This is a genomic window from Blautia hansenii DSM 20583, from assembly GCF_002222595.2.
GTDB classification, from domain to species: domain Bacteria; phylum Bacillota; class Clostridia; order Lachnospirales; family Lachnospiraceae; genus Blautia; species Blautia hansenii.
Window position 1 is genome coordinate 964,314 of record NZ_CP022413.2, and the last position, 17,490, is coordinate 981,803.

Genomic DNA, 17,490 nt, shown 5'->3' on the forward strand with positions numbered 1-17,490 from the left:
GAGTAAAATTATGAAAAAAATAGGATTGCTTTTGGCTTTTTTAGCAGTATTTCTGATAGGAAAACAGGGAATGGAACAGGCGGTAGAGACAGTAAACGAGCTTTCTGACGAGGAACATCCTGAAATTGCCCTGACCTTTGATGACGGACCTCACGAGGTTTATACAGGGCAGCTTTTAGACGGGTTAAAAGAGAGGGGAGTGCAGGTGACTTTTTTCCTTATCGGGCAGAATATAGAGGGGAAAGAAGATGTGGTAAAGCGAATGAAAGCAGAGGGACATCTCATTGGAAATCATACCTATCATCATGTGAATTTAAAGGAAATTTCCGAGAAAAAAGCAGAGGAAGAAGTACAAATGACTTGCAATAAAATCTATGATACAGCAGGGATTTGCACATCTTTTGTCCGTCCGCCTTTTGGGGAATGGAAGAAAAATTTAGATTTTGATATTACCATGATACCTGTGTCATGGAATGTGGACTCTTTGGACTGGACAACAGAAAATGTAGACAAAACTGTAAAAAGGGTAGTGAAAGATGTGGAAGAAGGTGATATTATTTTAATGCACGATATTTATGCGTCTTCCGTAGAGGCTGCGCTTCGTATTGTGGATATTTTACAGGAAAAAGGATATGAATTTGTTACTGTAGATGAATTACTTTTAGAATAGAGGAGAAGATATCGAAATGGATTTATTTGATTATATGAAAGAACAGACGCTGGAAAATGAGTCCCCTCTGGCATCCAGAATGAGACCTGTTACTTTAGAGGAGGTAGCGGGGCAGGAGCATATTATAGGGAAGGATAAGCTGCTGTACCGAGCCATTAAGGCGGATAAGCTGGGAAGCGTTATTTTTTACGGACCTCCGGGAACAGGGAAAACTACCTTGGCAAAGGTTATTGCAAATACCACCAGCGCCAGATTTAAGCAGATTAATGCCACGGTTGCCGGAAAAAAAGATATGGAAGAGGTGGTAAAAGAAGCCCAGCAGCATTTGGGAATGTACGGAAAGAAAACCATTCTTTTCGTAGATGAAATTCATCGTTTTAACAAAGGGCAGCAGGATTATTTATTGCCCTTTGTAGAGGACGGTACATTGATTTTAATCGGAGCTACAACAGAAAATCCCTATTTTGAGGTAAACAGTGCGCTCCTTTCCCGTTCCATTGTTTTTGAATTGAAGCCATTGGAAAAAGAGGATATTTGTAAGATTTTAGAGCGGGCGGTTTCTGACTGCGAAAGAGGAATGGGAAGCTATCATGCAGTGCTTCACGAGGATGCGAAAAGCTTTCTGGCTGATATTGCGGGAGGCGATGCAAGGGCAGCCTTAAACGCTCTTGAGCTTGGGATACTTACCACACAAAAAAGTGAAGACGGAAAGATACATATTGATTTGGAAACAGCTTCTCAATGTATTCAAAAGCGAGTTGTCCGTTACGATAAAACAGGGGACAATCATTACGATACCACTTCTGCTTTTATTAAAAGTATGAGAGGCTCAGATCCGGATGCTGCCGTATTTTATCTGGCAAAAATGCTGTATGCAGGAGAAGATATTAAGTTTATTGCCCGTCGAATTATGATTTGCGCCGCAGAAGATGTGGGAAATGCAGACCCGCAGGCGTTACAGGTTGCCGTGGCAGCAGCGCAGGCGGTAGAGCGTCTTGGTATGCCGGAGGCACAAATTCCACTGGCACAGGCAGTCACTTATGTGGCTTCTGCGCCTAAGAGCAATGCTGCATACATGGCAATCGCAGAGGCAATGGAGGCAGTGAAAAACACAAAAACCACAGTTCCGGTGCATTTGCAGGACTCTCATTATAAGGGCGCTGCCAAAATGGGGCATGGAGCAGGATACAAGTATGCTCATGATTATCCCAACCATTATGTGGAACAGCAATACATGCCTTCTGAATTGAAAGGCAGAGTATTCTATAATCCCACAGAGAATGGATACGAGCAGAATATCAGGGATTATTTCAAAAAAATAAAAGAAAACAGTTGAGTTTCTTAAAGTAAAGTGATAAAATCAACCCAATAAAAAGCAAAGTGAGGCAGAATTATGAGAACATTTCAGAAATCATCAAAACTTGAAAACGTATGTTATGATGTAAGGGGACCGGTTTTAGATGAAGCAAACCGTATGCAGGAAAGCGGTATTGACGTTTTAAAGCTGAACATCGGAAACCCTGCACCATTCGGGTTCTCAGCCCCGGAAGAAGTGATTTTAGATATGATTTATACACTTCGGGACTCACAAGGTTATTCAGACTCCAAGGGCATTTTTTCTGCGAGAAAAGCGATTATGCAGTATTGCCAGATAAAGAAAATTCCAAATGTGACCATCAATGACATTTACACAGGCAATGGCGTCAGCGAGCTGATTAACATGGTAACACAGGGACTTTTGGACAATGGCGATGAAATCTTAGTGCCTTCACCGGATTATCCCCTTTGGACAGGCTGTGTTTCTTTAGCAGGAGGAACACCGGTACATTATATCTGCGATGAGCAGTCCGAGTGGTATCCCGACATTGAGGATATTAAGAGTAAAATAACCGATAAAACAAAGGCGATTGTGCTGATAAATCCAAATAATCCTACGGGAGCAGTGTATCCAAAAGAGCTTTTGCTGGAGATTGTAGAGATTGCGAGAGAGCATGAGCTGATGATTTTCTCTGATGAAATTTATGACAGATTGGTATTTGACGGAATTGAACACACCTCCATAGCTTCTTTGGCGCCGGATGTATTTTGTATTACTTTAAACGGACTTTCAAAATCTCACATGATAGCAGGCTTTCGCTGCGGCTGGATGGTGTTAAGCGGTGCAAAGGAAAAGGCAAAGGGCTACATTGAAGGCTTAAACATGCTTTCCAATATGCGTCTGTGTTCCAATGTTCCGGGACAGGCGATTATTCAGACGGCATTAGGGGGCTATCAGAGTGTGAATGAATATTTAATGCCGGGAGGCAGAATTTATGAGCAGAGAGAGTATATCTACAATGCGATTAATGACATTCCGGGATTATCTGCGGTAAAACCGAAAGCGGCATTTTATATTTTCCCGAAAATGGACACAAAGAAATTTAATATTTTAGATGACGAAAAATTTGCCTTAGACCTTTTAAAAGAAAAGAAGGTACTGATTACACACGGAAAAGGCTTTAACTGGGGAGGACCCGACCATTTCAGGATTGTGTATCTGCCAAGTGTGGAGGAATTGAGAAAGGCAACGGGAAAATTAAGAGACTTTTTTGCAGGATATCATCAGAAATTATAAAGAAAAACGAACGTTATAAACAGAACTGTCACATGAAGAAATAATCGAGTGGCAGTTCTTTTTTCGTTATATAAGAAATTAAATTAGCTGACTAATAAATATCATGTGACTTATTTCTAAAAAAAGTGTAAAATATCAAAAATCTGCTTGATATTTCATAACTTCTGCCATAATATAAGTTAGTCAACTAAATAATATAGCGGGGACTTTGTATTCGCTGTATGAAGGAAAGGAGCATAAGAATTAAAATGGAGAAGGATGACAGTTTGCATGGAAAATTTGTGCAGCTTACCCATCTGTATTACAGAAATACATTTAAGATTTTAAGTGAAACAGGCATCCATCCCAAGCAAATTCCACTGCTGATTTTATTGGATAAGCGGGATGGTATGAGCCAGAAGGAAATCTCAGAAGAACTGCATATCAGCGCCCCTACTGTGGCAGTTTCCATGAAACGTATGGAAAAAGCAGGGATTATTGAGAGAAGAAATGATGAGCATGACCAGAGAATGGTGCGTATTTATCTTACGGCACAGGGAAAGGAAATGATTGAAAAATCCAGAAAATGTGTGGAAGAAAATGAAAAGATGGTTTTTTCCGGTTTTTCAGAGAGTGAAATGTGTCTCATGAAACGCTTTTTTGACCAGATGATTAAAAACTTAGGCGGAGATGATAAGCATCATTGTTGTATGTAGGCAGTAAAGGAGGACACTATGTTAAAAATGTTTCATTATATGAAAGAACGATGGCATTACATTGTAATGATTATCCTTCTTTTATTTGTTCAGGCATTTTGCGATTTGTCTTTGCCGGATTATACATCTAAGATTGTAAATGTAGGAATTCAGCAAAAAGGCGTGGAAGACGGAGTGCCGGAAACCATTGAACAGAAAAATTTGGAAACACTGCTGTTGTTTATGGAGCAGGAGGAACAGGATACGGTATTAAACGCTTATGAAATAGAGGATGAGCAGTACCGGCTAAAGAAAATCACAAAAGAGGAAAGAGAAGAGCTGAATAGTATTCTAGGGATTCCTGAGCTGATTGCAGGAAGCATGAAAGCAGAGGAGCTTCAGGCAGCAGCGCAGATGCCCAAGGAGCAGCGAGAAGCTTTTTTAGGAGATGCCAGAGCAAAGCTTGAAGAAATTCCGGACTCTATTATTACACAAAAAGCCGTAAGCTTTGTGCAGGAAGAATATAAGCAGCAGGGGCAGGATATGGATAAGCTCCAGACGAATTATATTTTATTCAGTGGCTTAAAGATGCTGGGACTGGCATTTCTTGCCATGGCAGCAGCCGTTATGGTTACCTTCTTGTCTTCACAGGTTGCGGCAACATTGGGAAGAAATTTAAGAAACAGTGTTTATCGCAAGGTGATTTCTTTTTCAGGAGAGGAATTAAACCATTTTTCCATTGCTTCTTTAATTACCAGAAGCACCAATGATGTGCAGCAGGTACAGATGCTATTTACCATGCTGTTTCGTATTGTTCTGTATGCGCCGATTTTAGGAATTGGCGGTGTATATAAGGTGTTTCAGACAGACGCATCTATGACATGGATTTTAGCGTTGGCAGTGGTTGTGATTACACTGTTTGTTTTCCTTGTTTTCAAGCTGGTTATGCCGAAATTTACAAAGCTTCAGTATTTAATTGACGAGTTGAACTTGGTAGCAAGAGAAATCCTTACCGGTGTGCCGGTTATTCGAGCTTTCAGTCGAGAAAAGCATGAGGAAGAACGTTTTGAGGATGCCAATGCAAAGCTGACAAAAACCAATCTTTTTGTAAACCGATGTATGACATTTATGATGCCGTTTATGATGCTTTTGATGAATGCCATTACCGTTTTAATTGTGTGGAACGGTTCTCATGCCGTAGACGCAGGCAATATGCAGGTAGGTAATATGATGGCGTTTATGCAGTATGCAATGCAGATTATTATGGCATTTCTGATGATTACCATGATGTCTATTATGATACCGAGAGCCAATGTAGCGGCAAAACGTATCAACGAAATTATGGAAACAGAAGTCAGCATTAAAGATGAAGAAAATCCAGTGCAGCCGAAAGAAGAACAAAAAGGGGAAGTGGTCTTTGAACATGTGGGATTTGCTTATCCCGGTGCAGATGGAAATTCTCTTACGGATATTAGTTTTTCTGCAAAAAAAGGAGAAACGGTTGCGTTTATCGGAAGTACAGGAAGCGGCAAGAGCACGCTGGTAAATCTTATTCCGAGATTTTTCGATGTGACAGAAGGAAGAATTTTGGTAGACGGTGTGGATATCCGACAGATGCCTTTGCATGAATTAAGAGAACGAATTGGCTATGTGCCGCAAAAAGGTGTGCTGTTTTCCGGTACCATTGACTCCAATATCCGTTACGGAAAAGAAGCTGCCACAGAAGCAGAAGTACAAAGAGCAGCTGAAATTGCGCAGGCATGGGATTTCATAGAAGAAAAAGAAGACGGTGTGCAGTCAGCCATTGCACAGGGCGGAACCAATGTTTCCGGTGGACAGAAGCAGAGATTGTCCATTGCAAGAGCCATTGCAAAAAATCCGGAGATTTATATTTTTGATGATAGCTTTTCCGCATTGGATTATAAGACGGATGTGGTGCTGCGAAGAGCATTGAAAAAAGAAACAAAGGATGCCACTACACTGATTGTGGCACAGAGAATTAGTACCATTCTTCATGCAGATAAGATTTTAGTTCTGGATGAAGGCCATGTGGTAGGACAGGGAACTCATAAGGAGCTTTTGAAATCCTGTGATGTATATCGCCAGATTGCCATGTCACAGTTATCAGAGGAGGAATTAGCCGATGAGTAGTGGAAGACCAAGAGGACATGGAGGACACATGTCCGCAGAAAAAGCCAAAGATTTTAAAACAGCAATGAAAAGGCTGTTAAACTATATGAAGCGTTACAGACTTCAGCTTGTCGTGATGATGGTATTTGCAGTGGGAAGTACGATTTTCAACATTGTAGGTCCTAAGGTTTTGGGAAAGGCAACCACCGAGCTGTATGAAGGGCTGGTTTCCAAGATAAGCGGAGGGGCAGGCATTGATTTTGGAAAAATCGGTGAAATTCTTCTGTTTGCATTGGGCTTGTATTTAATCAGCTCTGCCTTCTCTTTTATTCAGGGCTTTATTATGACGGGAATTTCCAATCAGGTTACTTATAATCTGAGAAAAGACATTTCCGTAAAAATCAATAAAATACCTTTGAAATACTTTGAGAGCAGAACACACGGAGAAATTTTATCACGTATTACCAATGATATTGATACCTTGCAGACCAGTATTAACCAGAGCTTTACCCAGTTGATTACCTCTGTTACCATGCTGATTGGTGTTCTGATTATGATGCTGTCCATTAACGTATATATGACTGTGGCGGCAATTCTGATTTTGCCGATTTCCATGATGATTATCGGAAAAGTCATGAAACATTCGCAGAAATATTTCCAGCAGCAGCAGAAATATCTGGGAGAAGTCAATGGGCAGGTGGAAGAAATTTACAGCGGTCACAACGTAGTCAAAGCATTTAACAAAGAAGAAGATGTTATCCGTGAATTTGAGAAAACCAATGAAAAGCTGTATACCACAGGATGGCGTTCTCAGTTTTTCTCAGGAATGATGATGCCGATTATGCAGTTTGTGGGAAATCTGGGATATGTTATGGTAGCTCTTTTAGGCGGATTTTTAGTAATTAAAGAAAAGGTTATGGTAGGTGATATTCAGGCATTTTTCCAGTATATCCGAAATTTTACCCAGCCAATCCAGCAGATTGCGCAGGTTACTAATATGCTTCAGTCATCCGCAGCGGCGGCAGAGCGTGTCTTTGAATTTTTAGATGAGGAAGAAGAAGACCAGACAGTGGAAAATCCTGTGGATATCACAACCATAGAGGGAAACGTAGAAGCCCGTCACGTTGCGTTTGGCTATCAGCCGGAGCATTTGATTATTCACGACTTCAGCGGTGATGTGAAGGCAGGACAGAAGGTTGCCATTGTAGGACCGACCGGAGCAGGAAAAACTACCATGATTAAACTTTTAATGCGCTTCTATGATGTAAATTCCGGTGAAATTCTCATTGACGGTCATAACATTAAAGATTTTAACCGCATTCAGTTAAGAGAATTATTCGGAATGGTATTACAGGAAACATGGCTGTTCCACGGAACAATTATGGAAAATATCCGCTATGGACGCTTGGATGCCACGGATGAAGAGGTTATTGCAGCGGCAAAGGCAGCGCATGCCCATCACTTTATTATGTCCCAGCCGGGAGGCTATCAGATGGTTTTAAATGAAGAAACCAGCAATATTTCACAGGGACAGAAGCAGCTTCTTACCATTGCAAGAGCGATTTTGGCTGACAATAAAATCTTGATTTTAGATGAGGCAACTTCCTCCGTAGATACCAGAACAGAGGAGCGTATTCAGGCAGCTATGGATAACCTGATGAAAGGCAGAACCAGCTTTGTCATCGCACACAGATTATCAACCATTCGTGATGCAGACTTAATTCTGGTTATGAAAGACGGAGATATTATTGAACAGGGAACACATCAGTCCCTTTTGGCAGCGAACGGATTTTATGCAAATCTGTATAACAGTCAGTTTGAAAAAGCGGAAAGCATATAAAGAAAATATAGTAAAAAATGGAGAAAAGATAGTTTTTTTATCTTTTCTCTATTTTTTTGCAAAAAAGGGTCCGAAATGAAAAAAGCCCTCTGTATTATATAGTAAAAGACGAGAGGAGGTTTTTCTATGAGTCAGGAAAAGCAGACAAAACTTTCTGTATCCAGAAAAGAAGTAAAATATTTGCTGTCATTGCAGGACCGTTTATTTTTATTAGATGCCCTTGACCATATCTTAACACCGGATGCTTACGGAGGATATGACGGCTATACCGTACGCAGCGTATATTTTGACAGTATCACAAATGAGGATTATATAGATAAGAAAAGAGGGGCAGATGAAAAAAAGAGAATTCGTGTGAGGATTTACCATACGGAGGATGCCACAGCGAAATTTGAACTGAAAAGGAAGAGCTTTGGGAGAGAATTAAAGGAAAGCTTAGTAATATCCAGAGAAGATGCGCAGCGGCTTTTAAAGAGAGATTTTACAGCGCTTTTAAATTATGACAGTGATGTGGCAGAATACGCCTATGATTTAATGACAAGCAGGCTGTACCGCCCTGTTTCCCTTATTGAGTATGACAGACGGGCATACACCCACGAGAATTTTAATACCAGAATTACATTGGATAATCATTTAAGGTATTGTGATTTTTGCTATGATTTATACAGTGATAAATTAAATTTCAAATCAGCCATGCCAAAAGACCAGACTATTTTAGAAATTAAATATGACCGATTTTTATTTAAACAGATACAGGATGTGTTGGCACAATGCGACTTGAGCAAAAAGCCTCCCAGCAAATTCGGAACGTCAAGGCAGCTTTTAAAAGAATATTATTATTAGCAGAAAGGGTGAAAAATATGAATGGAAATATAGAATTGGCAATCAGTATTGTATTTACACTTTTTACAGGAGGTTTGATGATGCTTGTCTATCGTTTTTGCCACGATGCACTGACCTATAACAGACGGTTTAATATTGCACTTTTGATGCTGGCGTTTGTTTCTACAATTTTACTGACTTTAATTCAGGACAATCCTATGCTGTCCTTAGGCGTGTTGGGTTCTTTATCTATTTGCAGAATTCGAACCAATACAAAAGACCCCAGAGATTTGGGATTTGTCTTCTGGGCATTGTCCATTGGAATTTCTTCGGCAGTAGGCGCATTTGCAGTTTCCTTTGTCAGCTCCTTGCTGCTGGGGACGGTATTGCTGATTTTTAATCACAGCTTTGAGCGGAAAAAATCCAGAATGGTGATTGTACGTGGGGAAAAGCAGACCTTAGAGCCTGTACAGGAAATGCTAGGACAGGCGCAGGGCAGCTCTGTGCAGAGTAAAAATGTATTTGCAGATACCTTTGAGCTGGTATATAAGGTGCGGGTAGAAGAAAAGGAGGAAGAAAACCTGCTGTGTAAAATCAGCAAAATGGAAGGTATTCACGGCGTAAATATTTTATCGCCGAAAACAAAGGTTGCATAAGAGCAGGAGGACATTATGAAATATAGATTAGGATTGTGTGCGGGAATATTATTTTTCAGCTGTCTGTTGTTTGGATGTAGAGAAAAAGAAGAAAAATTTGAAGGAACCTTGACGATTTCTTTTATTACAATAGGAAAAGGAGACGCTTTTTTAATCGAAACACCGGATAAAAATTTTTATATATGGGATACAGGAAAAAAAGAAGACAGAGAGCAAATTTTGGCAGTGCTTCAGAAAAAGGGAGTAAAAGAGCTGGAAGGAATTTTTCTCTCCCACGGACACAAGGACCATGCAGGAAATTTGGAGATGCTGTTACAGGAATATTCGGTAAAAAAGCTTTATCTGTCAGGGAAAGATGATGCTTCGTATAAAAAAACAGATGCAAAAGCTCTGGCAAAAGAATATGACGTATCGGTTACAGAGCTGGCAGGCGGAGAAAACCTTGACTTGGGAGGAGCAATCGGAGAAATCTGGCTTCCCGATAAAACAAATTATGAAAATGAAAACAATAATTCCGTTGTGATGCGTTTAGCTTATGGGAAAACAGCTTGGTATCGATTTTATTTTAGATGGAAAAGAAGTAAATGTTTGTTTGATTGAGAAAGAATGAGGTGGCGATATGAAAGAAATTTTTAATATGATTAACCGGAAACCCGAACCTATGACAATTTTAATCAGTCTTGTGGCAGCGCTGCTCCTTTCAATGATTTTGTATGGCGCATATCGATTGGCAAATACCAAGGAAAGCTATCAGCCCCAATTTGCCGTTACCTTAGTGACAATGGCGCTGATTTCTACGGTGCTGATGGATTTGATACAATCCAATCTGGCATTATCTCTGGGAATGTTGGGCTCACTTTCCATTGTACGTTTTCGTACCAATATTAAAGACACCAGAGATATCGGATTTATTTTTTGGTCTATGGCAATCGGTTTGGCAGCGGCTACTCAAAGCTATTTTATCGGTGCAGCCGGTTCTCTGATGCTGGCGTGTGTGATGATTGGAACAAAGAAAAGAGTGGCAAAGCAGGCAGCTATGCTTATGGTAATTCGAGGCAGTCATACGGATTTGGACAAAATGCAGGAGTTGGTAAAAGAACAGACAGAAAGTGTAAAGATAAGAGCAAAAAATATTCTGGCAGAGTCTTTTGAGATTGTTTATGAGGTACAGCTTCATGAAGAAAGAGGCAATCAAATCATAGAGGCAATTTTTGGCATGGGAGGTATTGACAGCGTTAATCTTCTGGCTCAAAATAGTTAAGAAAATATACGGCAGGAAAACGGAAAAGGAGTTATCATGGGGCAGGAAGAGAAAATCAGTATAGAAAATATAGAATACCTGATTGAAAAGTATATGGCTTTTTTGATAAAAACAGTCAGCAGCTTTACAGGACGTTATATTTCTATTGAAAATGATGAAGAATTTGAAATTGCACTTTTGGCATTTACAGAAGCCATAGAAAAATATCAGCCGGAAAAAGGTGTATTTTTAGCTTTTGCAAAGCTGGTAATTGTCAGCAGATTAAAGAATTATGTGGAAAAAGAAAAGAAGCACGAAAAGGTGGTGTCTCTGGATGAGCTTTATGAGACAGGGCAGGATTTTCAGGCAGAAGAGGCAGAGGAGCAGGATAATCATCTGAAACAGGAAATTTTAAAATATCAAAAGGAGCTTCTTTTCTTTGGGCTGACCTTTGAAAAATTGGCAGATGAAGCGCCTCGCCATAAGGATACAAGAGAAACTGCTTTAGATGCAGCCGAAAAAGCAGGAAAGGATGAAGAAATCGTAGAAGAAACGTACAGAAAACGAAAACTTCCCATACGAAGGGTAGCTGTTCTGGCAGAGCTTACAGAGAAGGTAATCAAACGAAGCAAAAGCTTTATTCTTGGCGCAATGATTATTTTTGCAAAGGAATTTCCAAGTCTTTTGTATTGGATAAGGGGAACGAGGTGTAAAAATGTATCATAAAGTGATTATTTTAGAAATAAAAGGCGGATACGCATTGGCAATGACAGAAGATGGGGAGATTATTCGCATAAAAAAGAAAGCGGGAATGAAGGTAGGGGCTGCTGTTTATGTGTTGGAAGAAGATAGGTACAAAAAAGTGTGGACATTGCAGTGGCAAAAAGCAGCAGTCATTGCGGCGGCTGTCCTTCTTTGTATTACTTCTTTATTGCTGCCGCAATTCAGTCAACAGGTATATGCTATGGTGGAATTAGAAGGTGCAAAATCAGTCAGCGTGAAAATTGATAAAAATTATAAAATTCAAGACGCTTATTCTTACGATGATACCATGTCTTTAAAAGCATTAAAGGATTTAGAAGGTCAAAAACTTCAGGATTTAAAAGAAATCGTAGAAGAGCTCCGTGATGCGGATGGCAGATTGACAGTTGTTTATGCAATGTATAAAGAAGACGAAAAGGTTTCAAAAGAACTTGAAGAAGCTTTACAGAAAATTTTCGGAAACGAGAATGTAACTTATATGAAAGGAAAAATAGAAGAAATTCAAGAACCTGATAAAAAACAAAAAACAGATATTATCACGGGAAAGGAAATTATAGCAGAACCAAAACCGGCAGAGGAAGATACAGAAACGGATATAGAAGATGCAGAGGAGCCGGAAAATGAAGAAGACGAAAGCTTTTCGGAGGAAGACGAACCGGACAGTGAGGAGACGGATATAGAACCGGAAACAGATGAACCGGACGAGCCGGAGATAACGGAACAGGAAAATCAGAAACCGGAGGACACACAAGAAGAACCGGAGGAAGAGGAAATAGAAGACGAGGAAGATTAAGAAATAAAGCTGATACATTAGGTACAACTTAAAAAAGATTGCGCTGTTGCGCAATCTCCTGCGAAACAAAAAATATTGATACATTTTTAGCGAATTTGTCGAGCACACTTTGAGATTACAAGCTCAAAGCGAGCGAAGACTGAGCATAAAATGTATCAATATTTATTTCATGAAGTTATGAAAAATCATTTTGTAATCATGTCTGCGATTTCTTCACAAATCTGAGAAAGAGATTTTCCGTCTGTGGAAATAAGAATATCGGCAGTCATGTGGTAGCGTTCTTCTCTTTCTTTCATCAATTTTGTGATATCGTCGATATTCTTCTTTCCGTTTAAAACAGGGCGGGATTGGTTATGCTGCACTCTTTTTAAAATGGTTTCCGGTTTTGCCGTGAGAAGAATAACAGTGCCGTGCTTTTTCATTGCCTGAATATTTTCGTCACGCAGTATAATTCCGCCGCCGCAGGAAAGAATTCCTTTTTCTTCTTGGAGAAGCTTTTTTAAAAGTGCTGTTTCTAAATCACGAAAGTAAGCTTCTCCTTTTTCCTGAAAAATATTGGAAATTTCCATTCCCTGTTCTTGAACAATCATTTCATCCATTTCAAAAAACGGAAGTTCTAATTGTCTGCTTAACTGGCGGGCAACGGTACTTTTTCCGGTTCCCATAAAACCAATTAAGATTAAATGTTGCTTTTGCAAAGAGTTCATATAAAATCCAGCCTTTCTGTGATGTTGTTTTTATTTGTTGTTTCTTCTGCGTTTCTTTCCGAGAGATAAGGACAAGACACCCGCAGAACCGGCAAACATGGAGCCAAGCAGACCTACATTTGCCATATCAGCTGTTTTGGGAGCTGTTTTTTTCTCGGTTTTCTTTTCCTTTACGGTCACTTTAATGGTCTTTTCCACAGAAGCGCCGTCTTTATCTGTAACCTTATAGGTAAGAGAATAAGTTCCTGCTTTGGATGTGTCCACATTATTTTTTATTACATTATCCTTGGTAAGCTTCAGCTTTCCGTCTTCTTTATCGGTTGCGGTTACTTTGTCTAAAGGATTGAACTTATCGCCGACCGTCAATGTGATATCTTTTGCATCGATAACAGGCGGTGTATTGATTTTTGCAGGTTTTGGATTGACGGTTATGGTGATTGTTTTTTCTGTTGAAGCGCCGTTTTTGTCCGTAACCTTATAAGTGACATGGTAAGTACCTGCTTTTGCAGTGTTTACGTCATTTTTTATTACATTGTCATTGGTAAGTTTGATTTCGCCGTCTTCTTTGTCGGAAGCAGTTGCGTAGTCCAAAGGATTAAAGCTATCGCCAACTGTTAATGTTATGTCTTTTGCTGTAATTGTCGGCGGGGTATTTGCAGCAGCTTCTTTTTCCCAGAGGGCATATAATGTAACATCCTCTGTCACAGGTGCGGCAAAATCATAAAGTTTTGTAAATTCCTTATCCAGATACCAGCCTTTGAAAATATAGCCTTCTTTTGTAGGAGAAGCCGGTTCTGTGGCTGTTTTACCATTAGCAATAATTTGATCCTCTACAATACTTCCACCCATAGTGTCAAATTTTACAGTACAGTCATTTACAGCAGTAATTTCAGTATAGAAGGTCCAATGGGTTGGTTTATTGCTATAATCTTTTCCTGCCTGTAAAATTGTTTGTTTATCACCGGCAGGTATGGTAAGGATATTTGTGTCTTTATTAAAGGTGTCGTGATTTTCGTTTGCTAAAACTTTGATGAGAGCAGGAGAAATCACGTTACTTAAATCTACGGATTTACTACCATCCGGATTTACTGTGTAAAATCCATCCAAGTCAATAACCATATTGCCGGTATGATAGGATACAAGGTTACAGCCGACATATTTTGTCATACCGGCTGAGATATAAACTGTTTCCTGGCTGACAGAGTGGTAACCGACTTCTAAGCTATTGCAGCCTCTAAAATCAAGAGTAGTGAGTTCGAGATTGCCATGATAGTCTATTTCACGAAGCTTTTTGAAATTGGAAACATCAATGGAAGACAGATGATTACTGTAACAATCCAAAATTTCCAAATTCGGTAAATCAGAAAGGTTTAGAGTAGTCAGTTTTTTATTAGACGTTATCGAGAGCTTTGTTAATTTTTTTAATCCTTTTAAGGAAAAAGAGGACAAATTAGAATTATAGATGCTGAGAGTCTGCAATTCTGTAAAGTATTCAATTCCCTTTGTATCTGAGATGTCTAAACTGGAAAGCATCATAGAGGTCATGCTATTGATTTCAGCCTGTGTTAAAATACCTTTTGAATTGTTTTCCTTGTCAATTTTATTTTCTACATATTTGCGGAAAGCAGCATCAGGAAAATTTTTTTCATCAATAGAAATACCTGTTGGTTTTTCCTGAGTTTCGGGAGTTGTTGCGGGTTTTTGAGCTTGCGGTTTTTCCTGAGCTTCAGGAGTAGTAGTCGGCTCTTGAGTTTGCGGCTTTTCTTGAGCTTCAGGAGTGGTAGTCGGCTCTTGAGTTTGTGGTTTCTCCTGAACTTCGGCTTTTTCATCTGTTGTTGCAGTTGTTTCTTCTGTTACAGTTTGCTCTTGTGCTAATGTGGTGGTAGGCATTCCTGCAAGTGCAGTTGACGTACCAAAGATAATTGCAGAGCTGATTGCTGCTATTTTTTTCGCTTTCATAAAAACAACTCCTTTCATCTTATATTTGTATATAAATTATACCATAAATGGGAGGAAAGGAAACTAAAATTTGCAGAAAATAACAGGTTTTTATAAAAGTTTTCTTGTTATATAAGGTGTAATGCGGTAAAATATTGTAAAAAGCAGAGATTGATAGGAAAGAAGGGGATTTGTTTATGGATTTATTAGAGACAATGCAAAACAGAAGAAGCGTAAGAAGTTATACAGGAGAGAAAATCGCAAAAGAAAAGCTGGATAAAATTTTACAGGCAGGACTTTTATCGGCATCAGGCAGAAGCAGAAAGCCATGGGAATTTGTGGTAGTACAAGAGAAAGAAACGCTTGAAAAATTATCTCATTGCAGAGTCGGAGCAGCAAAAATGCTTGAAAATGCAGGCTGTGCAATTTTGATATTTGCAAATCCGGAAAAAACAGATGTGTGGGTGGAGGACTGCTCCATTGTTATGAGCAATATGCACTTAATGGCAGACAGCCTCGGTCTTGGAAGCTGCTGGATACAGGGAAGACTGCGAGAAGCCGAAAACGGAGAAAGTACAGAGGTATATTGCCGTAAGTTATTAAATGTACCTGAGAAATATGTTCTGGAAGCTATTCTCTCCGTAGGAATTTTGAAAGAACATCCCAAGGCACATACTTTGGAGGAGCTGGAAAAGGAGAAGGTGCATTATGAAACTTATTAAGCCGGATAAAAAATATGCAGACAGCTATTACAGAGAAGTAGAAGGATATAAAGAAAATAATATCAGGTTATATGAATTTTTTGATATGCCCTTTGAAAAGATTGTAAAATACACAGACGATATGGAAAAAGGAGAAAATCTTCCAAAAGGCTGGGTTCCTGCTACCTGTCTTTGGTTTGTAGACGAACAGGAATTTTTGGGAGAAATCAGTATACGCCATGAGCTTACAGAAAATTTAGAAAAACTGGGCGGACATGTGGGGTATGGTGTGCGGTATGATAAATGGGGGCAGGGGATTGGAACGGAAATGCTTCGGCAGGCAATTTTTTATATTCGGGAGAATTTGCCCTTGAAAAAAATCCTGCTTACCTGTAAAGACGACAATTATGGTTCTATTGCTGTGATTGAGAAAAATGGCGGGGTGTTGCAGGACAAAATAGAAAATGTGGTAGATGGAAAAAAGAGACTGACAAGAAGATATTGGATAGAAATATAAAAATTATTAAAGAGAGGTTGCTATGAAAGAAGCAGAAGTGAAAGTAAAAAGCTTACAAAAGGCTTTAGAAGTATTGGATTGTTTTCGAGAAAAACAGCCTTTAGGAGTAACGGAAATCAGTGAAAAAGATGCTGCACAAGCTTTATGATTTTTGGCGGTTATTCTCTGTATCTTCAGAAAATGGGGATTTTAGATGTGGCAGGAATTTTGGAAAGTCAAGGGCAAAGTGCAGCGGTAGCAGCAATTTTACAGACACTTCCTTTGCCAAAACTCATTATGATAGCAGTCTGTGTGCTATGTTTTATTTATCTTGCGACGACAATCGACTCCTGTGCCTATGTTTTAGCGGAAACCACTACAAAGTCTATTGGGAGAAAAGAAGAACCGGCAAGATGGAACCGTATCTGCTGGGCGTTGATTTTTTGTGCGCTTTCGGCTGGATTAATGATTATCGGAGGGCTTCAGGCTATTCAGTCGGTTTCGATAATTGCTGCACTGCCGTTAATAGGCGTAATGTTTTTATTGATATTGTCAGTTATAAAAATGTTAAATGAAAGAGAAGAATAGAAAATATATAGAAAAATATCCTTTATTTCTTCTTAAAAAGCTGATAAAATATAATTATCAGAAAACTTCGATAAGGAGGGAACGTTTATGGAAAAAAGGATGTTTAAGGTGTACGCAAAGAACGATGAAAAAATTCAGCTTAAAGTCATTCCCGGACATTTTGTGACTTCTCAGTCTCATATTACACATTATATGGATATGACGACCATGAAGACAAGATGTGCGGAAGCCGGCAGAATTGCAGCGGTGCTGGCACAGAGATATGAAGCTACAACACCGGTAGACTCTATTATCTGTTTGGACGGGCTTGAAGTTGTAGGGGCATTTTTGGCAGAGGAGCTGGCACAGGCAGGGGTGCTTTCTATGAATGCACATAAAACTATTTATATTGTAACGCCTGAGTTTCACCAGAACGGACAAATCCTGTTTCGAGACAATATTCAGCACATGATAAGAAATAGAAATGTAGTTATTTTGATGGGCTCAATTACCACAGGAGTAACCCTCCATCAGTGCATGGAAAGCGTGTTGTATTACGGCGGAAAAATTCAAGGAGTATCGGCTATTTTCAGTGCAGTGAATAAAGTGGCAGGCATTGAGATTAACGCAGTTTTCCACAAACAGGATATTCCCAATTACGAGTCCTATCATGCACAGAATTGTCCGATGTGCAAAAAACAGGAAAAAATTGACGCCATTGTAAACGGATATGGGTATTCTAAATTGTAAACAAAAAGAGCTGTCGCATTAGAAACAAATTCAGAATATTTCTGAAAGATATTTCATGTGACAGCTCTTTTTTGTGACTTTTATGTTTTACAAATCCCAGTCAATGTCATTATGGGAAATTGTTCCATTC

The 17,490-nt window shown here is 39.4% G+C and carries 19 protein-coding genes; 17 read left to right on the forward strand and 2 right to left on the reverse strand.

The features are described 5' to 3' along the window. The first annotated feature begins 10 nt into the window (after nt 1–10). The 12 genes from CGC63_RS04855 (at nt 11) to CGC63_RS04910 (ending at nt 12,201) form a co-directional block, all read left to right on the forward strand. Nucleotides 11–670 (forward strand): polysaccharide deacetylase family protein, encoded by a 660-nt coding sequence (locus CGC63_RS04855; protein WP_004223176.1) that lies wholly within the window; start codon nt 11–13, stop codon nt 668–670. 16 nt (nt 671–686) lie between these two features. Continuing rightward, nucleotides 687–2,006, forward strand: coding sequence for a replication-associated recombination protein A (locus CGC63_RS04860; RefSeq protein ID WP_004223173.1), 1,320 nt, complete (start codon nt 687–689; stop codon nt 2,004–2,006). 57 nt (nt 2,007–2,063) lie between these two features. Further along, entirely contained in the window at nt 2,064–3,284 is a 1,221-nt protein-coding gene (locus CGC63_RS04865; protein ID WP_004223170.1) for an aminotransferase class I/II-fold pyridoxal phosphate-dependent enzyme, read from the forward strand. A gap of 248 nt (nt 3,285–3,532) precedes the next feature. Then, complete coding sequence (locus CGC63_RS04870; RefSeq protein WP_009246802.1) at nt 3,533–3,979, forward strand: MarR family winged helix-turn-helix transcriptional regulator; 447 nt, start codon at nt 3,533–3,535, stop codon at nt 3,977–3,979. Between the two features lie 18 nt (nt 3,980–3,997). After that, nucleotides 3,998–6,109, forward strand: coding sequence for an ABC transporter ATP-binding protein (locus CGC63_RS04875; RefSeq protein ID WP_004223164.1), 2,112 nt, complete (start codon nt 3,998–4,000; stop codon nt 6,107–6,109). Beyond that, the gene (locus CGC63_RS04880; RefSeq protein WP_004223160.1) at nt 6,102–7,928 is read left to right on the forward strand and encodes an ABC transporter ATP-binding protein; all 1,827 of its coding nucleotides are present in this window, start codon (nt 6,102–6,104) and stop codon (nt 7,926–7,928) included. The genes CGC63_RS04875 and CGC63_RS04880 overlap by 8 nt, the downstream gene beginning before the upstream one ends. Before the next feature lie 126 nt (nt 7,929–8,054). Continuing rightward, entirely contained in the window at nt 8,055–8,771 is a 717-nt protein-coding gene (locus tag CGC63_RS04885) for a polyphosphate polymerase domain-containing protein (protein ID WP_004223157.1), read from the forward strand. A gap of 17 nt (nt 8,772–8,788) precedes the next feature. Beyond that, nucleotides 8,789–9,406, forward strand: a complete 618-nt coding sequence (locus CGC63_RS04890; RefSeq protein WP_004223154.1) for a DUF4956 domain-containing protein — start codon at nt 8,789–8,791, stop codon at nt 9,404–9,406. 15 nt (nt 9,407–9,421) lie between these two features. Next, the gene (locus tag CGC63_RS04895; protein WP_009246800.1) at nt 9,422–10,006 is read left to right on the forward strand and encodes an MBL fold metallo-hydrolase; all 585 of its coding nucleotides are present in this window, start codon (nt 9,422–9,424) and stop codon (nt 10,004–10,006) included. 19 nt (nt 10,007–10,025) lie between these two features. Next, nucleotides 10,026–10,667 carry a DUF4956 domain-containing protein gene (locus CGC63_RS04900; protein WP_004223145.1) on the forward strand — a complete coding sequence of 214 codons (642 nt, stop codon included), beginning with the start codon at nt 10,026–10,028 and terminating at the stop codon, nt 10,665–10,667. A gap of 36 nt (nt 10,668–10,703) precedes the next feature. After that, on the forward strand, nt 10,704–11,372 hold the full coding sequence (locus tag CGC63_RS04905) for a sigma factor (protein ID WP_004223142.1): 669 nt from the start codon (nt 10,704–10,706) through the stop codon (nt 11,370–11,372). After that, nucleotides 11,362–12,201 (forward strand): anti-sigma factor domain-containing protein, encoded by an 840-nt coding sequence (locus tag CGC63_RS04910; RefSeq protein ID WP_004223141.1) that lies wholly within the window; start codon nt 11,362–11,364, stop codon nt 12,199–12,201. Before CGC63_RS04905 ends, CGC63_RS04910 begins: the two co-directional genes overlap by 11 nt. A 185-nt stretch (nt 12,202–12,386) precedes the next feature. Here the strand turns inward: CGC63_RS04910 and CGC63_RS04915 are convergent, their stop codons facing one another. Both CGC63_RS04915 and CGC63_RS04920 read right to left on the reverse strand, forming a co-directional pair. After that, entirely contained in the window at nt 12,387–12,908 is a 522-nt protein-coding gene (locus CGC63_RS04915; RefSeq protein ID WP_004223139.1) for a shikimate kinase, read from the reverse strand. 30 nt (nt 12,909–12,938) lie between these two features. Then, nucleotides 12,939–14,867, reverse strand: a complete 1,929-nt coding sequence (locus CGC63_RS04920; RefSeq protein WP_154965448.1) for an immunoglobulin-like domain-containing protein — start codon at nt 14,865–14,867, stop codon at nt 12,939–12,941. 176 nt (nt 14,868–15,043) lie between these two features. Here CGC63_RS04920 and CGC63_RS04925 point away from each other — a divergent pair, with 176 nt between their 5' ends. The 5 genes from CGC63_RS04925 (at nt 15,044) to CGC63_RS04945 (ending at nt 17,360) form a co-directional block, all read left to right on the forward strand. Continuing rightward, on the forward strand, nt 15,044–15,568 hold the full coding sequence (locus CGC63_RS04925) for a nitroreductase family protein (protein ID WP_004223132.1): 525 nt from the start codon (nt 15,044–15,046) through the stop codon (nt 15,566–15,568). After that, nucleotides 15,555–16,064, forward strand: a complete 510-nt coding sequence (locus CGC63_RS04930; protein WP_004223129.1) for a GNAT family N-acetyltransferase — start codon at nt 15,555–15,557, stop codon at nt 16,062–16,064. Before CGC63_RS04925 ends, CGC63_RS04930 begins: the two co-directional genes overlap by 14 nt. A gap of 22 nt (nt 16,065–16,086) precedes the next feature. Next, nucleotides 16,087–16,212 (forward strand): helix-turn-helix domain-containing protein, encoded by a 126-nt coding sequence (locus CGC63_RS04935; RefSeq protein ID WP_004223127.1) that lies wholly within the window; start codon nt 16,087–16,089, stop codon nt 16,210–16,212. Further along, complete coding sequence (locus CGC63_RS04940) at nt 16,209–16,631, forward strand: BCCT family transporter (RefSeq protein ID WP_004223125.1); 423 nt, start codon at nt 16,209–16,211, stop codon at nt 16,629–16,631. Before CGC63_RS04935 ends, CGC63_RS04940 begins: the two co-directional genes overlap by 4 nt. Before the next feature lie 87 nt (nt 16,632–16,718). Then, nucleotides 16,719–17,360: a phosphoribosyltransferase gene (locus tag CGC63_RS04945; RefSeq protein ID WP_004223123.1), complete on the forward strand. Its 642-nt coding sequence runs from the start codon at nt 16,719–16,721 to the stop codon at nt 17,358–17,360. Nucleotides 17,361–17,490 lie beyond the last annotated feature (130 nt).

Coding starts and splice junctions, on each gene's coding strand:
- CGC63_RS04935 (WP_004223127.1), top strand. CDS start 16,087: ATGAAAGAAGCAGAAGTGAAAGTAAAAAGCTTACAAAAGGCTTTAGAA.
- CGC63_RS04900 (WP_004223145.1), top strand. CDS start 10,026: ATGAAAGAAATTTTTAATATGATTAACCGGAAACCCGAACCTATGACA.
- CGC63_RS04855 (WP_004223176.1), top strand. CDS start 11: ATGAAAAAAATAGGATTGCTTTTGGCTTTTTTAGCAGTATTTCTGATA.
- CGC63_RS04895 (WP_009246800.1), top strand. CDS start 9,422: ATGAAATATAGATTAGGATTGTGTGCGGGAATATTATTTTTCAGCTGT.
- CGC63_RS04880 (WP_004223160.1), top strand. CDS start 6,102: ATGAGTAGTGGAAGACCAAGAGGACATGGAGGACACATGTCCGCAGAA.
- CGC63_RS04915 (WP_004223139.1), bottom strand. CDS start 12,908: ATGAACTCTTTGCAAAAGCAACATTTAATCTTAATTGGTTTTATGGGA.
- CGC63_RS04860 (WP_004223173.1), top strand. CDS start 687: ATGGATTTATTTGATTATATGAAAGAACAGACGCTGGAAAATGAGTCC.
- CGC63_RS04875 (WP_004223164.1), top strand. CDS start 3,998: ATGTTAAAAATGTTTCATTATATGAAAGAACGATGGCATTACATTGTA.
- CGC63_RS04925 (WP_004223132.1), top strand. CDS start 15,044: ATGGATTTATTAGAGACAATGCAAAACAGAAGAAGCGTAAGAAGTTAT.
- CGC63_RS04870 (WP_009246802.1), top strand. CDS start 3,533: ATGGAGAAGGATGACAGTTTGCATGGAAAATTTGTGCAGCTTACCCAT.
- CGC63_RS04945 (WP_004223123.1), top strand. CDS start 16,719: ATGGAAAAAAGGATGTTTAAGGTGTACGCAAAGAACGATGAAAAAATT.
- CGC63_RS04885 (WP_004223157.1), top strand. CDS start 8,055: ATGAGTCAGGAAAAGCAGACAAAACTTTCTGTATCCAGAAAAGAAGTA.
- CGC63_RS04890 (WP_004223154.1), top strand. CDS start 8,789: ATGAATGGAAATATAGAATTGGCAATCAGTATTGTATTTACACTTTTT.
- CGC63_RS04920 (WP_154965448.1), bottom strand. CDS start 14,867: ATGAAAGCGAAAAAAATAGCAGCAATCAGCTCTGCAATTATCTTTGGT.
- CGC63_RS04940 (WP_004223125.1), top strand. CDS start 16,209: ATGATTTTTGGCGGTTATTCTCTGTATCTTCAGAAAATGGGGATTTTA.
- CGC63_RS04865 (WP_004223170.1), top strand. CDS start 2,064: ATGAGAACATTTCAGAAATCATCAAAACTTGAAAACGTATGTTATGAT.
- CGC63_RS04930 (WP_004223129.1), top strand. CDS start 15,555: ATGAAACTTATTAAGCCGGATAAAAAATATGCAGACAGCTATTACAGA.
- CGC63_RS04910 (WP_004223141.1), top strand. CDS start 11,362: ATGTATCATAAAGTGATTATTTTAGAAATAAAAGGCGGATACGCATTG.
- CGC63_RS04905 (WP_004223142.1), top strand. CDS start 10,704: ATGGGGCAGGAAGAGAAAATCAGTATAGAAAATATAGAATACCTGATT.